The following is a 23,618-nucleotide window of genomic DNA, read 5'->3' as shown; positions in this document are numbered from 1 at the left end:
CGTAGAGCATTCCCTCTATGCCCGAGGGGCTTTTTTTGCATGTGTATGTACGGATCATCCCGTGCGGGGCGGCATAATTTACGTAAATATCAGCCGCAGCGCGCCTAGAAACGTCAGGAGCAAAATAAGCGCGGCAAACCACTTTTGCGGGATACGCGGCACGAGGCGAATGCCGGCCCACGTACCGAGCAATATCGGGACCGCCATCCAGGTCGTAAATACGAGCGTATCGGCCGTGATAAGTCCCAAGTAAACGGTGAACGGCACTTTGATCAAGTTCACGGCGAGAAAAAACCACGCCCCCGTTCCGATAAATTCCTTCTTCTGAAGCCCCTTCGACAGCAAATAAATCGTCATGATCGCGCCCGCTGCGTTGCCGACCATCGTCGTAAAGCCGGCCAGTACGCCGAGTACGGCCTGAAAGTAAACCGATTGCGTAAACGGGTAGTTCAGCTTCCGCTCCAGCTTGTCCCGGACCAGGTGCAGCAGCAGCAAAGACAGAATGAGCACGCCCAACATAACCGACAGCTGTCCGTCGCCGATATGGTCCATAACGAAAAAGCCGATGACGATACCGGCCAGCACCCAGGGGATGAGCACGATCAGATGCTTCCATACGACCGCGCGCCGGTAATACGAGACGGCTACTATATCCGCCGTGATCAGCATCGGCAGCAGCATGCCCACCGATTGCTTGGCGGGGAAGACGGTAGCCATAAGGGCAACGCCGAAGATGCCCGCGCCGGGAACGCCGGTTTTGGAAAAGCCGGTCATGACGGCGGCCAGCAGCGCGAGCGCGATTTGCACGGGGGTCAGCTCCACTAAAAATTCGCCTCATTTTGCCTGGATTCATCTTGCATGCCAAGAATACCATAAAGGACAAGAAAGCGGATACTGCATTTTCCTGACGAAAAACGCCAAAAATCCCGCTCCTTCCGGAGACGGGATCGCTGCTGTTTGGATTCACGGGTTAGTAGCTTCGAGCTGGCGCTCCGACAGCATCTGCATAATCGCATGATGGCAGGCGCTCGGATCATAGGCATAAGGGTCGATTGCTGCGTCATGCGGCTTGCCTGCGCCCGGGATGCCGGCGGTCAGCTTCTCGAACCAGTAATCGAGCGTACTCATCGATTTGATCTGCTCGCCGAGTCCCATCTCGGTGAAATAGTGGCAGTTTTCTTCCTCTTGACCGGGAATCGGGCTGTAAAACAGCATCGGCAGCCCTTTGGCGAGCCCTTCGCTGCAAGTCATGCCTCCGGGCTTCGTAATGAGCAGATCGGAGACGTCCATCAGCTTGTCGATTTCATGCGAAAACCCGATAAGGCGAATATTCGGATGCGCAAATCTCGGATCGGCCTGGAGCCTTGCCAGCGCCTTCTGATTGCTGCCCATGCAGAACAGAAACTGAAGCCGGTCGCGCCACTGGGCCATATGCTGAAGCATTTCCTCGTGCTGCATCAGTCCCCAGCCACCGCCCATGACGAGCACGGTGGGCATATCCTGAAGACCGTATTGCTGCCGCAGCTCTTCCTTGTTATGGTGCTGCCAGAAGTTCGGATGAACCGGAATGCCGGTTACCTCGATGCGGGAGGCGGGAATGCCGCGCTGAAGCATCTTGCGCTTTACTTCTTCAGTAGATACGAGGTACTTGTTGACTTCGGGATTGATCCACGTTCCATGCGCGTCGTAGTCGGTAATGACCGTACATAGCGGAACGGATAAACCGGCGCGCTTCAGCCGCGACACGACGGCGCTCGGAAATGGATGCGTGCAGACGATCGTATCCGGCCTGAGCTGCCGGATCACTTCCATCGTCTGTCCGTAGAAGAGCCGATGCAGCGCCATGCGGGTGAGCCGGTTCAGCGATTTCTTATACTGTTTGCGGTAAACGAAGCCGTATAGCTTAGGCTGCGAGGTGATCGTTTTCCGGTAAGCCGATACCATAACACGCGCAAGCATCGGATGAAGGAAGCTGCCCAGCTCGAGAACCCGTGTTTGCAGATCCGGGGAAAGCTGGCGGAGCAGGGCGGACAAAGCGTGCGCCGCCTGTGTGTGACCGGCTCCGAACCCTTCGGATAGCAGCAAGATCCGTTTCTTTCGCAAAGATCGTCACCTGACCTTTAGAAAACTGAATATGAATACGGCATAGGGTGCACGGCATTCATGTCACCTGTAGATTACTTTGGTGCCTCTACCCTTACAATAATAATTTCAGGCGAAGATTGCAACCGTCCCAAGACCTGTGCAGGTCCCGATGGCTATGCCTGCCGCGCAGTCGGACGGGTAGTGCAATCCGAGATAGATGCGGGACAGACTGACGAGGCCGGCGAGCGGCAAAAGCGCGTAGCCGAGAACGGGGGCGGCGCACACAAGCGGAACGGCGATCGAGAAAACGGCGGTCGAATGGCCGGAAGGAAACGAATGATCGGTGAGCGGATTTTTGCAGATATTCGTATCCGGCAGCACGAGATACGGACGGGCGCGCGGATATTTTCGTTTCACGATGGCGACCGGCACATGACTAAGGGCGAGCGCAATCATGCACTCCAGCCCGGCGATGCGCCACATGCCGCTGCCGAGGATGGCGAGCAGCAGAGACGCCGAAATGGTAAACGCGGCTCCTCCCGCGTGAGTAATGACGGAAAACAGCCGGTCCAGCGCCGAATGTTTAATTTTGCGGTTAACGGCATAAAAGAGCAAACGCTCCCGGTGCAGCAGCCAATGGACAACGCGGCTCAAGGCGATCCCTCCCGGATAAAATGCAGCTTCGCGTATATACCGTCTCATTGTAAGCTACAATTGTTAGGGGAGTATAAAGTCAGCCATGCGAAGGATCGTTTTTACGCGGATTCGCTTGGAACGAGCGTTAATTTTCTCAACGTTAAAGAAAGTTTAACTTCGCTAAAGCGGTAAAGCGAAACGAAATACGACTTTCTTTACCAAGAGAAACTTCCGCTGGTTATGGGGTCCCCGCAAAGTAATCGGAATGTACTTCGTAGCTCTTCTTCACTTTGTGGGGTTCAGTCGCGGTCGCTCATCCTTGAAGTACGTCGATACACGTTTTTCTTACGGAGCGTTCGGCTTTGGTGTAACCTTGAAGGGGGTTTTTGCGTTATTAGTATTAGAGATGGAGCATTGCCGCTGTTTGCGCTTTTGTTACGGTTACGCCGCACCCGTTCGTTTTTCCGACAAAAAGTCGAATCGGTCCGAACAATATGAACAAAAATAGGACCTTCATTAGGTTGTCTTTAGGACGGGCCGCCAATTATAATAGGGGAGGGCGGTTTTCTGTAAGCCAATTAATGGTTCTGTAACATTTCTGTAATCGAATAGTAAAAAAAGCGAAATTGGATGAAAATAAGAAGGAATCTGCTGGAACGAGCGAGTCGTTAGATTCCTCCCGCCGCAATAACCGATTTCCACATCAATCTGACGGAATCGAGCCAAAAGCGATTTTGACAAATTGATGCAAACAGGAGAAAATCATATTCGGCTACGTCAGAAAAACAAAAATATACACCGAACCATATTGAAGAGAGAACATTTCGGGTGTAAGGGGGTCTCACACAAGTGCTGGACATCATCATTTTTGCCGTGCAGGTGCTTCTGGCTTTACTCGGAGGATATTCGCTGTTTTTTTCCTTCTTCGGGTTTTTTCGGAAAAAACGGACGGCACACTTTAGCGCCCAGAAAAGATTTGCGGTGCTTATAGCCGCCCATAACGAGGAACAGGTCGTCGGTGCGCTGATCGACAATTTGAAGGAGCTTGACTATCCGAAGGAATTGTACGACGTGTTCGTCATCTGCGACAACTGTACCGACCGTACCGCCGAAATTTCGAGACAGATGGGCGTTTACGCCTGCGTCCGCAATAACCCGAGCCTTCGCGGCAAAGGGTATGCGATCGAATGGATGCTCAAAGAGCTGTGGAAAATGCCGAAGTCTTACGACGGGGTCGTCATCCTCGATGCCGACAACCTCGTGAACACGGACTTCTTGCAGCATATGAACAATGAGCTTTGCTCCGGCTCCAGAGTCATTCAGGCTTACTTGGATACGAAAAATCCTTCCGATTCCTGGATTACCGCCGCCTACGCTATTACGTATTGGTTCTGCAACCGTCTCTGGCAGCTGCCGCGCACGAATCTGAAGCTGGCCAACTTCCTTGGTGGCACAGGCATGTGCTTCGAGTCGAACCTGCTCAAAGAAATGGGCTGGGGCGCGACTAGCCTTGTCGAGGATCTTGAGTTTACCGTCCGCTGTGTCAAACGCGGCATTAATCCGACGATGTGTTACGAGGCGAAGGTGTACGACGAGAAGCCGCTGACGTTTAAGGCGTCCGCGAGACAGCGCCTGCGCTGGATGCAAGGTCATTTCGACGTTGCGCGCCGTTACTTCTTCTCGCTGCTGTGGCAAGGCATTAAAGAACGCAGCTGGGCGAAGATCGACACCGCGATCTATACGTTCAACGTGTACAACGTCCTGCTCGGCTTTATATTTAGCGCGATTTTGTGGGTGGATCTCGCTTTGCCGGGGACGCGCCATTTCTCGTCGCTGTACGATTACTTGCCGACTTGGCTGATGGTGGTCGTGACCTTGCTCGTGTATCTGGGCTTCCCGCTGGCGATGGTTTTCGAGAAGGTGAAGTCGTGGAGAATGTATGCTTCGCTTCTGCTTTATCCCGTTTACTTGGCTTCGTGGTGGCCGATTACGCTGTACGCGTTCTTCACGCAGAACAACAAGCAGTGGAGCCATACGCAGCATACGCGCGTCATCCGTTTCGAGGATGTAAAGAGCAAGCAAGTATAGGCGTTGACAAACGCCTCCCTGAAGTGATATAGTACTAAGAGTGTTCAAAAGCGTAACAAGCAGAAGCGCCCGCTTCTCACCTGGGCCGACTTTATCGGCGGGTATATACGACGGAACAGAACCTTAGCTGTGTTCTATTTGTCATCGTAAGATGTGGGCGATTGTCGTCCGCATCTTTTTTGCTTTTATATAGGGCAACAAAGATTCCGTGGAGTTTCCCCGAATGTTCCCGGAATCATTACTTGAAGCATAAGCTTCACTTTCGGGGGACAGGGTTCCGGGGGCTCCCCCAAAAGTACCCGGAATTCCTTCGAAGGATTGCTTCACTTTTGGGGGACTATTCTAGGAGGTGGAATACGATTAGTAAGGACCATATTATCAATGACGAAATTCGTGCGAAGGAAGTACGTCTTATCGGAGCCGAAGGGGAGCAGCTTGGCATCAAGCCGTTCCGCGAAGCGATGCAGCTTGCGGCCGACGCCAATCTCGATCTTGTAAACGTCGCTCCGACCGCAAAACCGCCGGTATGCCGCATTATGGACTACGGCAAATACCGTTACGAGATGCAGAAGAAAGAGAAGGAAGCCCGCAAAAATCAAAAAATCGTCGAAATCAAAGAAATTCGCCTGACGGCAACGATCGATGAGCACGACTTCCAGACCAAACTTCGCAACGTCATTAAATTTTTGGCTGACGGCGACAAAGTGAAGCTGTCGGTACGCTTCCGCGGCCGCGAAATCACGCATGCCGATATCGGGCAAAAGGTGCTGGAGCGCATGGCCGCCGAAGTCGAAGGCGATTCGATCATCGAGCGCCGGCCGAAGCTGGAAGGCCGCAGCATGATTATGATATTGGCACCGAAGCCGCAAAGCTAATCTTACGAGGAGGACTATTCACATGCCTAAAATGAAAACGCACAGCAGTCTGAAAGACCGCGTCAAAGTTACCGCTACCGGTAAAGTAAAACGATATAAAGCGTACCAAAACCATTTGATGTACGGCAAAGGCAAAAGCCAAAAGCAACGCCTCGGCAAATCGCCGCTCATGGCTAGCGGTGACGTAGCTCGCCTGAAACAGCAAATCGCCAACTTGAAATAAGCTTTTCCATAATGATTTTCAGAAGAGCCGTTCGAAGGCTCAATAACGCTCAGGAGGTATTCCACAAATGGCAAGGGTAAAAGGCGGAATCGTCCGCGCACGTCGGCGCAAAAAAATATTGAAATTGGCGAGAGGCTATTACGGCTCCAAACATAGACTGTTTAAAACGGCAAACGAGCAAGTGCTCAAGTCGCTCACGTACGCATACCGCGACCGCCGTCAAACGAAACGCAACTTCCGCAAGCTGTGGATCGTGCGGATCAACGCCGCTGCGCGCTTGAACGGATTGTCGTACAGCAAGCTGATGCACGGCCTCAAGCTGGCCGGTATCGAAGTAAACCGCAAAATGCTGGCCGATCTGGCTGTAAACGACTTGAAAGCATTCACGAGCCTGGCCGATACGGCGAAGCAAAAAGTGAACGCATAAGCAAGCCACAGGCTGCCCGGAAGGGCAGCTTTTTTTGTTTAGGTTGGCTGGATTCGATTGCCACAAAAGACGCCGCAAACAAGGTCTTGACTATTGGCTTCGGAATGCTATAATTAAACCTAACATTAATTCAAACCATTGCGTTATCGGCTATGAAGAGGACGAAGTGATAAGGGCTCTTATGTTCCAGAGAGCTTAAGGATGTGCTGAAACCTAAGCCATAATCCCTTGTCGACGAGCTCACCTTGGAGCTGTTCCCCTGAACAACGGCAGTCGCTTTGCGACCGTGTCGGATCATTAGGGGGAATCGGGATGGCACACGTTACCGTGCCACAAGTATTCGACGACCTCGAGGCGTCCCTTACTTGCTAAGGCTGTATGCTGTGAGGCATACGGCAAACTTGGGTGGTACCACGGAAGAGATAACCCTTTCGTCCCGTTCGCGCATTCGTGCGCTGCGGACGAAAGGGTTTTTTTGTTTAAAGCGCATGTGTATGGTTTGTCTAATCTTTGAGAGGAGGGTCACTTATGAGTGCTCAAATGGAAGCTGCACTGTCTAAGGAACAACTTCGTCAAAAGCTGCTTCAGCCGGATGTCATTACCGGATCGGAGATACTGCTTCGTTCGCTGTTATTGGAGGGAGTGGACTGCGTCTTCGGCTACCCGGGCGGCGCCGTCTTGTTCATCTACGACGCTATGCACGGAAACCCGGATTTCAAGCATTTGCTTACCCGCCACGAGCAAGGCGCCATTCATGCCGCCGACGGATATGCGAGGTCTACCGGGAACGTCGGAGTATGCATCGCGACGTCCGGTCCGGGAGCTACGAATCTCGTCACCGGCATTGCCACGGCTTATATGGACTCGGTGCCGCTTGTCATTATTACGGGCAACGTAGCTACGAGCGCCATCGGGACGGACGCCTTCCAGGAAGCGGATATTACCGGCATTACGATGCCGATTACGAAGCACAGCTACCTCGTGCGCAATGTCGAAGACTTGCCGCGTATCGTTCACGAAGCGTTCCATATTGCGAATACGGGCCGGAAAGGTCCCGTTCTGATCGATATTCCGAAGGACGTATCGGCCAATAAAACGAAGTTTGCCTACCCGGACTCGCTCTCCATCCGCGGCTATAACCCTACCGTACAGCCGAATAAGCTGCAGGTCGACAAGCTGCTGCAGGCGATCGAAGAGGCGGAGCGTCCGGTCATCATTGCCGGCGGCGGAGTCGTTTACGCGAATGCGTCGCAGGAATTGATCGAATTCGTAGGCAAGACGAATATCCCGGTCACGACGACGCTGCTCGGACTCGGCGGTTTTCCGAGCGCCCACCCGCTCTGGATGGGGATGCCCGGCATGCATGGCACCTATACGGCAAACCACGCGATCCAGCATGCGGATCTGCTGATCTCGATCGGCTCCCGGTTTGACGACCGCGTTACGATGAACCTGGACGGCTTCGCGCCGAACGTCAAGATGATCGCCCATATCGACGTAGACCCGGCGGAGATCGGCAAAAACGTCAAAACGGACATTCCGGTCGTCGGCGATATCAAGGCGGTGCTTGGGCTCGCGAACGCCAAAGCCCGTCCGGCCCGTTCCGAACAGTGGAATGCCGAGATCGAGGAACTGAAGGCGAAACGTCCGCTCAAATATATCGATTCCGAAAGCGAGCTGAAGCCGCAATTCGTAATCGATATGATCAGCGAAACGACGAAGGGCGAGGCGATCGTAACAACCGACGTCGGCCAGCATCAGATGTGGGCTGCGCAATATTACAAGTTCCAGCACCCTCGCTCGCTGATTTCGTCCGGTGGTCTCGGTACGATGGGTTTCGGTTTCCCGTCCGCGATCGGCGCGCAAATGGGCAACCCGGAGAAGCTGGTCGTATCGATCAACGGCGACGGCGGCATGCAGATGTGCGCTCAGGAGCTGGCGATCTGCGCGATCAACAACATCCCGGTCAAGGTGGTTATTATTAACAACCAGGTACTCGGCATGGTTCGCCAGTGGCAGGAGATCATTTACGATAACCGGTACAGCCATATCGACCTGGCGGGAAGCCCGGATTTCGTGAAGCTGGCGGAAGCGTACGGCGTAAAAGGGCTGCGGGCCACGAACAAGGAAGAAGCCCGCAAAGTTTGGCAGGAGGCGCTGGATACCCCGGGGCCGGTCGTCATCGACTTCGTCGTGCCGAAGGGGGAGAACGTGTTCCCGATGGTAACGGCAGGAAGCACATTAAGTCAGATGATACTGGGGGATTCGGAATGAGCGAGACGAGGCATACCATATCCGTATTGGTCAACAACCAGCCCGGCGTTCTGCAGCGCGTATCCGGATTGTTCGGACGCCGCGGCTTCAATATTGAGAGTATTACCGTCGGGGAGTCCGAGGAAGCCGGACTTTCCCGGATGGTTATCGTAACGACCGGCGACGAACGGACGCTGGAGCAGGTGCAGAAGCAATTGTACAAGCTGATCGATGTCATCAAGGTTATCGATCTCAGTTCCCATCCGATGGTCGCCCGCGAGCTTGCGCTGATCAAAGTAAGCGCGGAGCCGAGCATGCGTCCGGAAATTCTCGGCATCGTCGAAACGTTTCGCGCCGCTGTAGTCGACATCGGGCCGTCGTCGCTCATCGTGCAGGTGGTCGGCGACACGCACAAAATCGACGCGATGGCCGAGCTGCTGAAGCCTTACGGCATCCGCGAGTTTTCCAGGACCGGCATAACCGCGATGATTCGCGGAGCGGTCAAGTAAATAATCGCAAGGTTCAACTTGCGGTGGATCATACGCCCAGGCCTGCGGCGAACGGCTCCACCGGAGCGCTTTGACGCAGCGCTGCAATGATCCGCCGCAGCTTTGCAAGCCATATCATATCCAACGAAAATGAATCGTTGCAGCCCGTAAGTGGGAGTCCGACGGGACGAGCCCGGAGTCAGATGATCGGTCGGGTATTCCCGTTCGCCCTGCCGGACGCCCACTTACAGGGTTGTTAAAAAGATCAAGGAGGAACTTATCCAATGGCAGTAACAATGTACTATGAAAAAGATGCAGATTTGAGCGTACTTTCCGGCAAAACGGTCGCCGTTATCGGCTACGGCAGCCAAGGTCATGCCCAAGCGCAAAACTTGCGCGACAGCGGCGTAAAAGTTATCATCGGTCTTCGTCCGGGCCGCTCCTGGGAACAGGCGAGCAACGACGGCTTCGAAGTCGTATCCGTTGCGGAAGCGGCAAGCCGCGCCGACCTCGTGCAAATTTTGATGCCTGACGAAACGCAAGCGAAAGTATATAACGAAGAAATCGCGCCGAACCTGAAAAAAGGCGCAGCGCTCGTATTCTCCCACGGCTTCAACATTCATTTTGGCCAAATCGTTCCTGATGCGAACACGGACGTATTCATGGTCGCTCCGAAATCGCCGGGCCACCTGGTGCGCCGCGTATTCGTAGAAGGCTTCGGCGTTCCGGGCTTGATCGCCGTTTACCAAGACGCTTCCGGCAAAGCGAAAGACCTCGGTCTCGCTTACGCAAAAGGGATCGGCTGCACCCGTGCGGGCGTTATCGAAACGACGTTCCGCGAAGAAACCGAGACCGACTTGTTCGGCGAGCAAGCCGTGCTTTGCGGCGGTACCTCCGCACTCGTCAAAGCGGGCTTTGAAACGCTCGTAGAAGCCGGCTACCAGCCGGAAGTCGCTTACTTCGAGTGCTTGCACGAGCTGAAGCTGATTGTTGACCTGATGTACGAAGGCGGTCTTGCCGCTATGCGTCATTCGATCTCCAACACGGCTGAGTACGGCGACTATGTTACCGGACCTCGCATCGTAACGGACGAAACGAAAAAAGAAATGAAAAAAGTGCTCGAAGATATCCAAAACGGTACGTTCGCGCGCAACTTCATTTTGGAAAACCAATCGAACCGCGCATTCTTCACGGCTACGCGCCGCCGCGAATCCGAGCATCAACTGGAAACGGTTGGCCGCGGTCTTCGCGAAATGATGCACTGGATCAAAAAGTAAGATTGCCGGTTTACCGGATCTTCGATAGGAAAGTCCAATTCTCCGTAGTGGGGGATTGGACTTTTTTTGCGTAAAACCTTAAAAAAATGACCGAATGTGTCGATATAAGTAGAAAAGCGTGAAAGGGGCATCGATCGAGTATTTTATCAAACAAGAACCTCCGTAAAGACGGAGGGTGGGGAGAAAGGAAGGACCGAATTGACGGAAACGGTTGGAAGTAACGCGCAAAAAAGCGGATGGGGCCGAAGAGCGGTACAAAAGTTCCTTCTGCAGTTGGTTGTCATCATTTCCATGGTTGCAGGACCTGCGGCAGGAAGCGTATTCGCTGCCGATGAAATATCGCGTCTCGTGTTGTCCAAGAATGAAGTGAACATCTCCGTAGGCGATACGTACACGCTTACGGCGACGGCAATTTATGTAAGCGGCGCGACTGCCGACGTGACGATCAAAACCGATTGGAGCGTCGATGGCAGCTCGGGAGTCGCTACAGCTTATGCCGGAGCGATTGTGGGCAAGGCGGAAGGCACGGCGCTCGTCAAGGCCACGTACATGGGCAAGACGGAGTTCGTCAACGTGAAGGTAGTCAAGAAGGTTAGAAGCCTCAGCAAAAACAAGCAGGATCTGTCGCTGCGAGTCGGCGGCGAAGATCAGATCAGCCTGACCGCGACGTACACGGACGGCAATGTGGCCGATGTGACAACCAGCGCGGAATGGACCACGGAGAACGACGGAGTAGTCGATGTCATTAACGGCAAAGTAGTCGCTATCGCATCCGGGGAAACGAACATCAATGCGACGTACGGCGGTAAAACGGTTACGGTCCCGGTCAGCGTCGACAAAGTGCGCCGTCTCGATCCTACTCCTACGAGCGTCGATTTGCGCGTGGGCGCACAGAAGACGATCAGCCTCATGGCAATGTTCGAGAACGGCATGACGGAGGATGTTTTCGAGAAAGCGACCTGGTCCTCGGATAATGGCGGCGTAGCCGACGCTTTCAAAGGCGTTATCACGGCGTACGGTTCCGGTCAGACGACGATCCGCGCGAAGTACGGCGGCAAAACGGCGGCGATTACGGTAAACGTGGAATCGGTAAGAAAGCTCGAAGCGGACATTACCGATGTATTCTTGCAGCCCGACGCGACGAAGCAGATCAAGCTGACGGCAACGTATGCGGACGGCTCTACGGCCGTCATTACGGACAAGGCGGACTGGACGAGCAGCGACGACTCGGTAGCCGACGTAGATAAAGGACTCATTATTGCGAATTCGGTCGGCCAAGCGGAGATTAAGGCTTCGTACGGCAACAAGTCGGTGCAAATTACGGTCGATGCGGGAATCGCGCGGAAGCTCGAAGCGAACGTGACCGATCTCGTCATGCGCAAGGACAAGTCGGAAACGATCAAGCTGACGGCAACGTTCGCCGACGGCAAAACCGAGGACGTTACCGCCAAGGCGGACTGGTTCTCGGACGACGAAACCGTGGCGTATGTGTCCAAAGGCGCCGTGCGGGCTTACGCGAAGGGTGAGGCAACGATTACGGCCTCTTACGGCGACAAGACGGTTACGATCCCGGTCAGCGTCGATACGACTCAAACGCTGAAAGCCGACAGCTCCAAGCTGGAGCTGAAGCTGAAAGGCACGCACCAGCTGTCGCTGACCGTGACCTATACGGACGGCAAGACAGAGGATGTTACGGGGCAGGCGGAATGGAGCTCCGATAACGGCAATGTGGCGAGCGTGTATAAAGGGCTTGTTACCGCGCTTCAGAGCGGGCAAGCGGTTATTACCGCCCAGTACGGAGGCAGGACGATCACGGTTCCAGTTAATGTAGAAATCGTGAAAAAGCTGACCGTGAACAAAAGCGACCTGTTCCTGAAGGTCGGCGGTACGGATAAGCTGAAGCTGGATGCGACCTATGCCGATGGCGTCGCGGCGGACGTAACGGACGCGGCTGTATGGAGCTCGGACAGCGCCGACGTTGTCGGTGTGGACAAGGGCAATCTGATCGCCTACAAGTCCGGACAAGCGTCGATCACCGCCACTTACGGCTCGAAGACGGTTACCGTTATGGTCGATGTCAGCGTGGCGAGGAAGCTCACGGTTAATCCGAAGTCGCTTTCGATGCGCAAGGGCGATACGAAAACGATCAAGCTGGATGCTACATACGCCGATGGATCAAGCGGAACGGTAACGGACGAAGCGGAATGGACGTCTAACGACCAGAGCATTGCAGTTGTGACAAAGGGCAGCGTCAAGGCGATCGGCTCCGGCGATACGACGATTACGGTCAAATATGGCGACAAGAGCGTAACGGTTCCGGTCGAGGTTGACCCAGCGACCAAGCTTACGGCCGATCAAGTGAAATTCGACGTGCAGCCCGGCGATACGGTGCAAGTGAAATTGACCGCGACATACTCGGATGAGACGACGGGCGACGTAACAGAGAAGGCGGTCTGGACGACAAGCAACGCGGCGTTTGCAACCGTGGTCGACGGAAAGATCTTAGCGCTGGATCGCGGAGAAGCTACGATAACGGCTCAATACGGCAAGAAGACGGTCAAAATATCGGTCAGTGTCGGCGCGCTCGATATGCTTACGATCAGCGACCGGACGCTTGTTTTGAAGGAAGAAGAGCGCAAGCAGCTTACGGTTACGGCGAAATATAAAGACGGCACGGTCAAGGACGTCACCCGCGATGCGGACTGGTCCACCTCGTCTGCGGCGGTAGCCGAAGTGTCGGGCGGCACCGTGACGGCGCACAGCTCCGGAAAGGCCACCATCACCGCCAAGTTCGGCGAGAAAAGCGTGTCCGCGACTGCCCAGGTTGAGCTGGCGGACAAGCTGAGCGCGAGCCACCGCAGCGTCATTTTGAGTAAAGGGCAAGAGGCTCAAGTCACCTTGACGGCTACTTATTCGGACGGAACTACGGAGAATGTAACGTCCAAAGCGGATTGGTCGGTTACTTCGTCCAAAATCGCGGAAGTATCCGGCGGGCTTGTAACTTCGTTCGAACGAGGCAAAACATCGCTGGTTGCCAAATACGGCAGCAGATCGGTTACCATCCCTCTGGAAGTGGACTATGCGACGAAGCTGACGCTAGACAAGCGGGATGTGCAGCTCAAGTCGGGCGGCACCGCTCAGGTGACCCTGACGGCAACGTTCTCTGACGGTTCTACGAGGGATGTCACTTCGGAAGCTGAATGGGCGACCCGCAGCTACAAAGTTGCGGATATTAGCGACTCGGGCCTCATCAGCGCAGGAGAGTACGGCAAAACATCGATTACTGCGAAGTTCGGCGGCAAGAGTGTATCCGTTGCCGTAGAAGTCGACAGCTTGAAATACTTGAAGGCCAGCGTGAAAACGGTCGAGATGAGCGTCGGCGAGAAGAGGAAGATCCCGCTTATCGCCACGTATAAAGACGGCACGACCGGAGATGTATCGGACCGGGCGGAGTGGAAAAGTACCCGCGATAATTCGGCCGACGTGATGGACGGCACGATTACTGCCTATGAGAAGGGCACCTCCTCCATCAGCGCCAAATTCGGCGGCAAAACTGTATCGATTAAAGTGACTGTGAAGTAATCAAGCAGATTAGCCTTTTGCCCTTAGGGCAGAAGGCTTTTTTGTGATTTTGATGATTGATAATACAATTTATTGTATATTTATATAAAATTGTTGAAGGAAGGGATTGGTTTGAAGCAACTTATGAAGCTGCTTGAGCAGGACATGCTCACCAATGTGAGTCTTCTCAAAATGATCCAGTCGTATCCGGGTCTCATCGAATGCCGCTTTGTACAAAAGGGCGGACATTTGGGAATGTTGCTGTTGCTGCCGACAACGGCGCTGCCGTATGACCGTTTGACGTATCCTGACGCCGATTATGCCGTTTTTCTGGACTGTACGGATGTTGAGCTTATCCCTGAGCTGCTGCCGTATATACCGGCCGGGTCGCGAGTCATCTTCAAGCTGCAAAGGCCGAGCTATGCGCGGAAACTGGCCGAGTGGTGCGACTTGCAAAAAGCGCGATCGTTTTATTCGTATACGTCTCCGTCTGGCGCAACAGGCTCTGTAGACCCTCATGTTGTCATAAGCGGCAAATCGGAGGCAAATGTGATGCCGCTCTGGCTCGATAACAGCTACGAGGAGGAGGAGATCCGCTCTTATTTTCAAAACGGAGCAAGCTCCTTTACGATGTATGAGGATGGTTTGCCGGTCAGCAGCTGTCTTGTGTTCCAAAATTATAAGCAAATTTGGGAGATCGGGGCTGTCCATACGCGGGAGGAACGGAGGGGGCACGGGCTAGCCAAGCGGGTAGTCGGCGCGGCGGTGTTTCATTTGATAAGCAGAGGGCTCGTACCACGCTACCAAGTGCTGGAGACGAACCATGCATCGATCCGCCTGGCGGAATCGGCCGGTCTCATCCGGTTTGTGGAGCTGGGGCACTATATCGCCGAGTTTAAGTGAAAGTTCCGAATGACAGTTGGCGGAAATTATGGTATTATTGTTTCATCAATCGGAATTTAGTTTCATTGGATGAAACAAAGAGGTGAAAGGCGATGACGTTTCGTTTTGTAGGTATCGACCATGTTCAGTTGGCGGCTCCAAGCGGCTGCGAACAGGAGGCAAGGCGCTTTTTCGGCGAGCTGCTGGGGATGCCGGAGCTGGAAAAGCCGGAAGTTTTGCGGAAGCGTGGGGGTGTCTGGTTTCAATGCGGGGCGCAGCAGCTGCATATCGGCGTGCAAGGCGAGTTTGTGCCCGCGTTGAAGGCTCACCCTGCTTTCGAGGTAAGCGGTTTGGATGCGCTGAGAAGCAAGCTGGAGGCAAGCGGGGTCCCCGTCGTTTCCGACGAACCGATTGCGGGCGTTACGCGATTCCATATTAGCGATCCGTTCGGCAACCGGATCGAGCTTGTGGAGCAGAAAGGGTAAGTCATGCTTTTCTGCAAGGTTGCTCCAACCTGACCATTATTGCGTTTACCTATAAGAACGATAGATTTTATATCTTTGTAATGCGAAGTGATTTGTGCAAGAATGATAGTAAGCAGGAGAAGGTTTCCGAACTAAATTTTTCTAGGAGTGAATGGTAATGGCTGATACGAAAAAAATCGCGGTTCTCCCCGGCGACGGCATCGGACCGGAAGTAGTAGCCGAGGCGCTTAAAGTGCTGAAGAAAACGGAAGAGCTGTTTGGCTACAAATTCGAAACGGAGTCCGGCTTGTTCGGCGGCATCGCGATCGACGAAAGAGGAACGCCGCTTCCGCAGGATACGCTCGATATTTGCAAACGCGCCGACGCCGTATTGCTTGGTGCGGTTGGCGGACCGAAATGGGATAACAACTCGAAGGAGCTTCGTCCGGAAACGGGTCTTCTCGGCATTCGCAAAGCGCTTGGCCTGTTCTCGAACATTCGCCCCGCGGTCATTTTCGACTGCTTGAAGGAAGCTTCGACGCTTAAGCCGGAAGTGCTTGAAGGCACCGACCTGATCGTCGTTCGCGAGCTGACGGGCGGCATCTACTTCGGCGAGAAGTTCCGCCGCGAAACCGATAACGGTCAAGAAGCGGTCGATACTTGCGTATACAACGTGAAGGAAGTCGAGCGGATCGTGCACCAGGCGTTCCAGATCGCCCGCACCCGCCGCAAGAAGCTTTGCTCCGTCGACAAGGCGAACGTGCTCGAGACGTCCCGCCTGTGGCGCGAAACGGTTAACAAAATCGCTCCGGAATATCCGGATGTCGAGCTCGAGCACGTGCTCGTCGACAACTGCGCGATGCAGCTGCTGCGCCGTCCGTCCAGCTTCGACGTCATCGTGACGGAGAATATGTTCGGAGACATTTTGAGCGACGAAGCGGCGATGCTGACCGGTTCGATCGGGATGTTGTCCTCGGCTTCGCTCGGCGAAGGCAGCTTCGGCCTGTACGAGCCGGTACACGGCTCTGCGCCGGATATCGCCGGTCAAGGCATTGCCAACCCGATCGCGACGATTTTGTCCGTAGCGCTTATGCTCAAGCTGTCGTTCGGCTACCAGGAAGCGGGAGACGTCATCGAAAATGCCGTCAAGTCGGTTCTTGATGCGGGTCACCGCACCGGCGACATCGCCGTAGACAAGAACAAGGCGATCGGCACGACTGCGATGGGCGATTTGATCGTAGACGCAATGAACAAGTAAACTGCTATACGCACAATCCCTCGGGCGATAAGTCGCTCGAGGGATTTTTTGGCTTATTTGGCTGCCGGAAATCACAATATTTTTTTGACTTTCCCGATTCGGAATGATACGATTCTACTCGTGAGCATGAGTACTTTGCTGCACGATACATAAGATGCATAACAGTTGATTTGAAGCCGATGATCGTTAACAGGTACATGCTCCCCTTGCCTGCCTCATGCAGGTGGGGGGATTTTTGCAAAACCGGTTCCATGGAAGGCGCGTCATCGACATATGTGAGGGGGAAGCGGGATGCCAATACGCTTGCGCGAGCCCATACCGCCATTTGCGGACGTCCCGGATTGGGTGAACGGTGCAATCGACAAGTCGGAGCTGAAGGGCCGCCCGGTGCTTGTCCACTTCTGGGCGATCAGCTGTTATTTGTGCAAGGAAGGCTTGCCGTTTGTAAACGAATGGAGAGACAAGTACGCCGAGCCGTATCGTCTGCAAGTTGTCGGCGTCCACTCGCCACGCTCCGACAAGGACAAAGATCCGGAAACGGTACGCGGTGCGATTCGGCAGTACGACTTGAAGCATCCGGTCGCGATCGACAACGATCTGACCATAACCGATTCGTTCATGAACGAATATGTGCCGGCTTATTATTTGTTCGACGCCGAAGGCCAGATGCGCTTTTACGGGGCGGGCGAGAAGGCGATCCGTATGGTGGAGCAGCGGCTTCATAAACTATTGGGGCCGAAACCATAATATAGGTTTGAACCTATTCCGGGAGGGACTATCCAGTGAACGTACCAGATCAACTGAAGTACAGCGAAGAGCATGAATGGGCCAGATTGGAAGGAAACCGCGTGACGATCGGGATTACCGACTTCGCCCAAAACGAGCTCGGCGATATCGTATTCGTGGAACTGCCCAAGGTTGGCGATACGCTCGAATTCGGCGAGCCGTTTGGCAGCGTGGAGTCGGTGAAAACCGTATCCGAGCTGTACGCCCCGGTTTCGGGCAAAGTCGTGGAAGTGAACGGCGGTCTGGAAGATGCTCCAGAGCATGTCAACAAAGCTCCATACGGCGAAGGCTGGATGGTTGTAGTCGAGCTGAATGACGTGTCCGAGCTGGACAACCTGTGGAGCGCAGAACGATATAAGGAAACGTACGGACAATAAGGTCCGGGTTTATAGACGGCAAGGGCGCGAACGGTAATGGCTTCGACGGAAGCGGGTACCGGTTCGCGTCTTTTCCTTTTGGCTTCAAGTTGTATGAAATTCCTGATAATGGACAAGCGGCGGAAGAGGAATTAACCGTATTGAAAGCGAATACGTTAAATAGAAAAAAAGCTGCACAGCCTTGCATGGGCAAATATCGGAAAGGAGGATGCGTGGCGATGAGCTTTTGCTGCGGAGCCAGCATGATCGGCACGAAAGGGACGCTGCGGCATATCGGGACGCATATTCATAATGTTCCGTTGTTGTTCTGCCCCGTCTGCCATCGTGTCGAAGTGCATTATATGGTGGAAAGCGAATACGAAATATTGGCCGAGTACGCCCACGGCGACCATGCGCCGGAAGTCGATTTCCAGGATTATGTGGAGGACAAGTCGAGCGAGGGGTTGTACGAGAACTGTGTCAATGTAGAATCCGAGGAGCCGGCCGACGTCGTCATGAATCAAATCGATATGGCGCTCGATCTGCTGTCGGTCGCCAAACAGCTAAAGGATGAGGAATGGGAGAAGCAGCTGAAGAAACGGCTGACCGCGTTAAACGAACGACGCAATAAAATGCGCAAAAAGGCGTTCTCGGCGGGTACCCCCAAGTAGCTGAAATCCGCGTCTCTTCCCAGGAAGAGACGTTTTGCATGTAACCCGGCTGCACCCGGAGCAGGCCCCTGCTATTAGTCCTATAAACGTCCGGACAAGCTAGGTAAAGAGTCAGATATGGCGACCAGAAAGCGGCGCGCGTTCTGCTGCCATAAAAATGTATGCTATAATACAAGGATCGGGTTCGGCTGACCCCCATATCTGCGAGGGTGAACTCGAAACATGTATTGTGAGGTGGAATGTTTGCTGCTCGTCTTGTTCAAGAAGTTTCTCGGAAAACGCCAGTCTCACGACACTTCCGATATACCGGATTCTCCGGAACAAAAGGTGATGCAAATTCAAGATGGAAACATCCGTCTGAGAAACCAATTTATTACCGACTATCAACCGTATGTAGCCAAGGTTACAAGCCGTTTCTGCAAACGATATATCGATCCTTCCAAGGACGACGAGTTCAGTATCGCTCTCGGCGCTTTTAACGAAGCCATCAACCAGTTTTCCCCGCAATCGGGAAGATCTTTTTTGAGCTTCGCCGAAACGGTCATACGCCGAAGATTAATCGACTTTATTCGCAAGGAGTCCCGCTTTACGGGGCAAATCCCGTATAGTTCTTTCGAAGTGGAGGATGATGAGGACAGTATTGTCAATCCCGTCGAGGTTCACCAGGCGATTGAACAGTACGAGAAAGAAAAAACAACCCAGGAACGGCGAAGCGAAATTGTGGACTTCAACCGCTGTTTGCAGGATTTCGGGATATCGTTCGGCGACCTGGTCGAAGCTTCTCCCAAGCATAGCGATTCCAGAGACGCTTTGTTCGAGATCGGGGCTCTGCTGGCGCGCGATAGTACGATGATGTCGATCGTGCTCAGCAAGAAGATGCTGCCGATCAAGGAGCTGCTGGGGCAGGTGAAAGTATCCCGGAAGACGCTGGAGCGCAACCGTAAATTTATTATTGCGGTCGCCCTGATTTACAGCGGGCCTTACCCGTATTTGAAGCATTATTTGAACATCCCGGAAGTTCACGAAGGAGGGGAGTAAGTGAGCGTGCATAAAGGTATTGTGATGGAATTGACCGAGGCGGATCTGGTCGTACTTACACCGGACGGTCAATTCAAAAAAGTTCCCCGCATGGGGCGTGCATGCCAGATCGGAGAAGAAGTTTTGTTCTCCACTCCTCCGTTTCGCCTGAAAAGACCCGTTTTTTCCGCCGTATTAGCCATGAGCGCAGCTGTCCTCTTTTGCCTCGTCATTTTTACCGGCCTGGGGGGCAATCTGGAGGGGGTCAAGCCGATCGTTGCGTATGTGACGCTTGACATCAATCCGAGCGTAGAGCTTGGCATCGACAAGGATCACAACGTCCAAGAAGCGCGGGGACTTAATGATGACGGCACCGCCCTGCTATCGACCATCAACGTACGGGGCAAGCCGCTGGCAATTGCTACGGAAGTCATCATGGATCAAGTGGAACAAAAGGGGTATTTCGGCAAAGACGAAGGAGATATTATTATTTCCAGCACGAAAGTGTACGAGGAAGCGAAGATAGACGAGAGCAACCTCGGCCAAATTGTGACGGACACCGTGTCCAAGCATATCGGAACGACTCATCCGCAAGCTTCCTCGAATATTCAGGTCACTTCCTTCGTAACGCCTCCGACGATTCGCGAAGAGGCTCTGTCCAAAGGAGTTTCGGCCGGCAAATACGCCGTCTATTTGAGCGCCAAAGATAACGGAAAAGAGATCGACCTGAACGCCTTGAAGGACGATTCCGTACATAAAATAGCCAAAGAGGCGGGCGGAATCGGAGGTCTCCTCAATACGGGCAGCTTGCCGAAAAAAGAAGTGTTATCCGCTTTGCTGGAGCAGGAGAGAAAAGGCGAGCTGGATGCCAGACTGAAGGACAAGAAACAGTCGAACGACGACAAGAAGCAGCCGGTAAAGCCAGCTACAACGACGCCGTCGAAAAACGACAACAAGAATGATAGCAAAAACGATAACAAGAACGACAACAAGAACGACAACAAGAACGACAACAAGAACGACAACAAGAACGACAGCAAGAATGACAGCAAAAACGATAACAAGAATGATAATAAGAACGATAACAGAAACAACGGCGGCGCGACGAATATAGGGCAAAAGCCGGGAACGACGCCTTCCAAAGAGGACGAGAAGAAAAAGCAGGAAGAGGAAAAGAAAAAACAGCAGGAGCTGGATAAGAAAAAAGAGGATGAGCGTAAAAGGGTAGAGGCGGAGAAAAAGAAACAGGAAGAAGAGAAAAAAAGGATAGAGGAAGAGAAGAAGAAGGCGGACGAAAAGAAGAAGCAGGAAGAAGCGAAGAAAAAGCAGGAAGAAGAGAGTAAAAAGCAAGAAGAAGAGAGAAAAAAGCAGGAAGAAGCGAAGAAAAAGCAAGAGGAAGAGAAAAAGAAGCAGGAAGAAGCGAAGAAAAAGCAGGAGGAAGAGAAGAAACGTCAGGAAGATCCAAGAAGAGACGACGACCGGAGATAATTCGCCATCATTCCTGAAGGACGGCTTGGAGCGAACCTTACAGGAGCTTGAACGGAAGCTCTCCGCCATTTCCGAAACTGCAAAACGTGCCGCATCTCCAGGTGGTTTGGGACTGCGGTACGTTTTTCTTTTTTCTTTACTAATTCGACATCGTTCCAATTTATTAGCGGTTATTTGCGATTGACGTCCCCTGGCTAATCACTCTATGATACTGGTAGCTCGCTAGGGATACGTCCGGCAAGGGGCCGGCTGCGCGTAAACATTCAGGTAGAGGTGTGCTTAATGACTCAGTTGAGGAAGCAATACTTACGAGCCCTGACCCAATTTTTCGAGAACGGCAGCAGCGGCTCCCATCATCCGGCAACATCGCTAGGAACCATGCTTCAAACCGTAGAGCCGGAGCAAATCGTTCTGCTGCACGAGCAGAGCATTCACACGATTACCGCTAGCGTAGAGCCGGAAGAGGCGCTGCGCTATTACCGCCTGTCTTTGCTGTTTCTGATGGAGCTGCTGGCCCATTACCGCTTCAAATTTCAGCACGTTCCGAACCAGGAGCGGGTGCTGGAGGAGCTGCGGGATACGCTGGTCCAGACGCACAGCTCGTTTCAGGCTGTCGCCAGCAAATATGAAAATGTACTGCAGCATATGGATTGCGGCATCATGCTGTTCAACAGCGAAGGATTCATCTCGTTCGTCAACGTGCTCATGGGGCGTTTTCTGGGTGTGCCGCGCAAATCTCTGATCGGGCTCGATATGCGGGCGCTGGCGTCCTCCTCCGAGCTGTCGCGTACGTTCCGGAAGCTGATCGTCAAGCTTCACCGCGAAATGATCTTGTACCGGCTGCGCTATCAGGAGGTCATCGACGAGAACGGCCGCCATTACCTGGTAACCGCAACCTACGGAGAAGAGCTGGACGGAGATATTCTGATCAGCGTCAAAGACGTCACGGAGTTTAAAAAGATCGAGCAATCGGCCTATCAGAACGACAAGCTCGCCATGCTCGGCAAAATCGCCGCCGCCATCGCCCACGAAATTCGGAATCCGCTTACATCGATTCGCGGCTTCATCCAATTGCTGCTCCCCGAGCTGACGCGGGTTGGCAAAGAAGAGTACGCGCGAATCGTCATCGAGGAAATCGACCGGGCCAACCATATTATTTACGAATTTTTAAATTCCTCCAAGCCGTCGACGCCGGACAAGCAGCAGGTGAAGCTGGACCATTTGCTTGCCGAAGTCCGGCTACTTTTCGAGAGCGAGGCGATTATGAAAGGCTGCGATATCGAGCTGGCGCACATCAGTCCGGCTCTCGTCGTATGCGTGGACGTCAAGCAGATGAAGCAGGTGCTGCTGAACATTATCCGCAACTCGCTGGAGGCGATAAGCGGAGTAGCTCGGAAGGAACGAGGCATGATCCGCATTACGGCGGCCGAGCATCATGCCGAGGTTATAATCTGCATTCAGGATAACGGGCCGGGAATGGACTATCATACGCAGTCGAAGCTGTTCGACCCGTTCTTCACAACGAAGCTGGAAGGAACGGGCCTCGGACTGGCCGTCAGCTATCGGATTATTAGAAACCACGGCGGGCATATCCGTGTCGACAGCGAGGTCGGACAAGGCACCCGTTTCAAAATAACGCTGCCGTTATGCTGACGGCGTATGCTACAATAGAAGGAGAGGTCCGTTTCGGCAGAGAGGAGAGCAGCAATGAAATATCGGCCATTCGGCAAAATAGGGGACAGCGTATCGTCGCTCGGGTTCGGGGCGATGAATTTGCCCGGCGTGCCGCTGGAGCAGGCGCGTGAAACGCTCAATTACGCACTCGATCACGGCATTACCTATATCGATACGGCAGCGGCTTATCGGAACAGCGAAGAAATTATCGGCGAATGCATCTCCCACCGCCGGAATGAATACTTTTTGGCTACCAAGACGAACAAGCGCGATTATGCTACGGCGAAAGAGGAAATCGACCGCAGCTTGACACGTATGAAGACGGATGTAATCGATTTGCTGCAAATCCATTACGTCAATTATGTACATGAATTCAAGGCCGCAATGGAGGAGGACGGCGCTTACCGCGCGGCGCTCGAGGCGAAGGAAGCGGGCAAGGTGCGCCATATCGGCATTACCGGCCACCGTCCGGAATTGCTGGCGATGTGGATTCAGAAGGACCAGTTCGATCAGGTGCTGTTCCATTTGAATTTGGCGCAGCCGTTTGCCTTGAACGAGCTTATTCCCGAGATGGTTCGCCGCAATATGGCCCGGGTGGCGATGAAGCCTTTGTCAGGCGGGTTTATTCGACCGGTGGACAAGGCGATTCGTTATCCGTACAGCCAGGACGTTCATGTTATCATATCCGGTATGGTGAGCGTAGAGGAAGTGAAGCAAAACATAGCGGCGATGGAGCGCGAGGTGGAGGAAGCGGAGCGGCGAGAGCTGGAAAATATGGCGCAGAAGCTGGGCGAGCATAACTGCCGCCGCTGCAACTACTGTTCCTGTCCGCTGGGCATCCCGATCCCTGATGTGATGATCTCTAGCGTCGTCCGCCAGGAGCTCGGTTTGCTGGCCAAGGGCGACGGCTTTTATGAGAAGCATAAGGACAAGATTACGGCTTGCGCCGATTACGAACCTTGCAAGGAAACGCCGCTATGCCAAAAGGTGTGCCCGTACCATCTGCCGATGCAATCGGTCATTCAAGCGGCCGCAGCCAGCTATTGAATCTAATAACAAAGCCCGCCTTGCGATAGGCGGGCTTTCATGTCGGGGCTCCCCGCAAAGTA

At 53.6% G+C, this 23,618-nt stretch carries 21 protein-coding genes and 1 other annotated feature; of the genes, 18 read left to right on the top strand and 3 right to left on the bottom strand.

The annotated features are described in order from the left end of the window. Window positions 1-78 precede the first annotated feature (78 nt). From D7M11_RS17190 to D7M11_RS17180, 3 genes are all read right to left on the bottom strand, one after another. Window positions 79-822, bottom strand: coding sequence for a sulfite exporter TauE/SafE family protein (locus D7M11_RS17190; protein WP_240041164.1), 744 nt, complete (start codon window positions 820-822; stop codon window positions 79-81). Between the two features lie 141 nt (window positions 823-963). Further along, the gene (locus D7M11_RS17185; RefSeq protein ID WP_120748480.1) at window positions 964-2,103 is read right to left on the bottom strand and encodes an MGDG synthase family glycosyltransferase; all 1,140 of its coding nucleotides are present in this window, start codon (window positions 2,101-2,103) and stop codon (window positions 964-966) included. A 108-nt stretch (window positions 2,104-2,211) separates the two neighbouring features. Then, complete coding sequence (locus tag D7M11_RS17180; protein WP_120748479.1) at window positions 2,212-2,739, bottom strand: phosphatase PAP2 family protein; 528 nt, start codon at window positions 2,737-2,739, stop codon at window positions 2,212-2,214. 831 nt (window positions 2,740-3,570) lie between these two features. Here D7M11_RS17180 and D7M11_RS17175 point away from each other — a divergent pair. From D7M11_RS17175 to D7M11_RS17090, 18 genes are all read left to right on the top strand, one after another. Beyond that, window positions 3,571-4,809, top strand: coding sequence for a glycosyltransferase family 2 protein (locus D7M11_RS17175; RefSeq protein ID WP_120748478.1), 1,239 nt, complete (start codon window positions 3,571-3,573; stop codon window positions 4,807-4,809). A gap of 51 nt (window positions 4,810-4,860) precedes the next feature. Further along, window positions 4,861-4,995, top strand: a sequence feature (ribosomal protein L20 leader region). Window positions 4,996-5,183: 188 nt separating this feature from the next. Beyond that, window positions 5,184-5,684, top strand: a complete 501-nt coding sequence (gene infC / locus D7M11_RS17170; RefSeq protein ID WP_120748648.1) for a translation initiation factor IF-3 — start codon at window positions 5,184-5,186, stop codon at window positions 5,682-5,684. Between the two features lie 22 nt (window positions 5,685-5,706). After that, entirely contained in the window at window positions 5,707-5,907 is a 201-nt protein-coding gene (rpmI, locus tag D7M11_RS17165; protein ID WP_120748477.1) for a 50S ribosomal protein L35, read from the top strand. Window positions 5,908-5,974: 67 nt separating this feature from the next. Beyond that, complete coding sequence (gene rplT, locus D7M11_RS17160; protein WP_120748476.1) at window positions 5,975-6,334, top strand: 50S ribosomal protein L20; 360 nt, start codon at window positions 5,975-5,977, stop codon at window positions 6,332-6,334. A 528-nt stretch (window positions 6,335-6,862) separates the two neighbouring features. Then, entirely contained in the window at window positions 6,863-8,608 is a 1,746-nt protein-coding gene (gene ilvB / locus D7M11_RS17155; RefSeq protein ID WP_120748475.1) for a biosynthetic-type acetolactate synthase large subunit, read from the top strand. Further along, entirely contained in the window at window positions 8,605-9,096 is a 492-nt protein-coding gene (gene ilvN, locus D7M11_RS17150; RefSeq protein WP_120748474.1) for an acetolactate synthase small subunit, read from the top strand. The genes ilvB and ilvN overlap by 4 nt, the downstream gene beginning before the upstream one ends. A gap of 263 nt (window positions 9,097-9,359) precedes the next feature. Next, entirely contained in the window at window positions 9,360-10,352 is a 993-nt protein-coding gene (ilvC, locus tag D7M11_RS17145) for a ketol-acid reductoisomerase (RefSeq protein ID WP_120748473.1), read from the top strand. Between the two features lie 198 nt (window positions 10,353-10,550). Next, window positions 10,551-13,934, top strand: coding sequence for an Ig-like domain-containing protein (locus D7M11_RS17140; RefSeq protein ID WP_120748472.1), 3,384 nt, complete (start codon window positions 10,551-10,553; stop codon window positions 13,932-13,934). A gap of 111 nt (window positions 13,935-14,045) precedes the next feature. After that, on the top strand, window positions 14,046-14,816 hold the full coding sequence (locus D7M11_RS17135) for a GNAT family N-acetyltransferase (protein WP_120748471.1): 771 nt from the start codon (window positions 14,046-14,048) through the stop codon (window positions 14,814-14,816). Between the two features lie 92 nt (window positions 14,817-14,908). Then, on the top strand, window positions 14,909-15,280 hold the full coding sequence (locus tag D7M11_RS17130; RefSeq protein ID WP_120748470.1) for a VOC family protein: 372 nt from the start codon (window positions 14,909-14,911) through the stop codon (window positions 15,278-15,280). 157 nt (window positions 15,281-15,437) lie between these two features. Beyond that, window positions 15,438-16,517, top strand: coding sequence for a 3-isopropylmalate dehydrogenase (gene leuB / locus D7M11_RS17125; RefSeq protein WP_120748469.1), 1,080 nt, complete (start codon window positions 15,438-15,440; stop codon window positions 16,515-16,517). A 291-nt stretch (window positions 16,518-16,808) separates the two neighbouring features. After that, window positions 16,809-17,264 carry a redoxin domain-containing protein gene (locus D7M11_RS17120; RefSeq protein ID WP_338042499.1) on the top strand — a complete coding sequence of 152 codons (456 nt, stop codon included), beginning with the start codon at window positions 16,809-16,811 and terminating at the stop codon, window positions 17,262-17,264. A gap of 35 nt (window positions 17,265-17,299) precedes the next feature. Further along, window positions 17,300-17,680: a glycine cleavage system protein GcvH gene (gene gcvH / locus D7M11_RS17115; RefSeq protein ID WP_120748468.1), complete on the top strand. Its 381-nt coding sequence runs from the start codon at window positions 17,300-17,302 to the stop codon at window positions 17,678-17,680. A gap of 218 nt (window positions 17,681-17,898) precedes the next feature. Further along, entirely contained in the window at window positions 17,899-18,330 is a 432-nt protein-coding gene (locus tag D7M11_RS17110) for a hypothetical protein (protein ID WP_120748467.1), read from the top strand. A 222-nt stretch (window positions 18,331-18,552) separates the two neighbouring features. Continuing rightward, window positions 18,553-19,368: an RNA polymerase sigma factor SigI gene (gene sigI, locus D7M11_RS17105; protein WP_420818430.1), complete on the top strand. Its 816-nt coding sequence runs from the start codon at window positions 18,553-18,555 to the stop codon at window positions 19,366-19,368. After that, window positions 19,369-20,835, top strand: a complete 1,467-nt coding sequence (locus D7M11_RS17100; protein WP_120748465.1) for an anti-sigma factor domain-containing protein — start codon at window positions 19,369-19,371, stop codon at window positions 20,833-20,835. 282 nt (window positions 20,836-21,117) lie between these two features. Then, the gene (locus D7M11_RS17095) at window positions 21,118-22,488 is read left to right on the top strand and encodes an ATP-binding protein (protein WP_120748464.1); all 1,371 of its coding nucleotides are present in this window, start codon (window positions 21,118-21,120) and stop codon (window positions 22,486-22,488) included. Window positions 22,489-22,542: 54 nt separating this feature from the next. Beyond that, a complete protein-coding gene (locus tag D7M11_RS17090; protein WP_120748463.1) occupies window positions 22,543-23,556 on the top strand; it encodes an aldo/keto reductase in 1,014 nt (337 codons plus the stop codon). The last annotated feature ends 62 nt before the right edge of the window (window positions 23,557-23,618 follow it).

Source organism: Paenibacillus ginsengarvi (assembly GCF_003626695.1).
Taxonomy (GTDB): domain Bacteria; phylum Bacillota; class Bacilli; order Paenibacillales; family NBRC-103111; genus Paenibacillus_AB; species Paenibacillus_AB ginsengarvi.
Note: the sequence above shows the minus strand (reverse complement) of the source record. Positions and strands in the feature narration are given on the sequence as shown.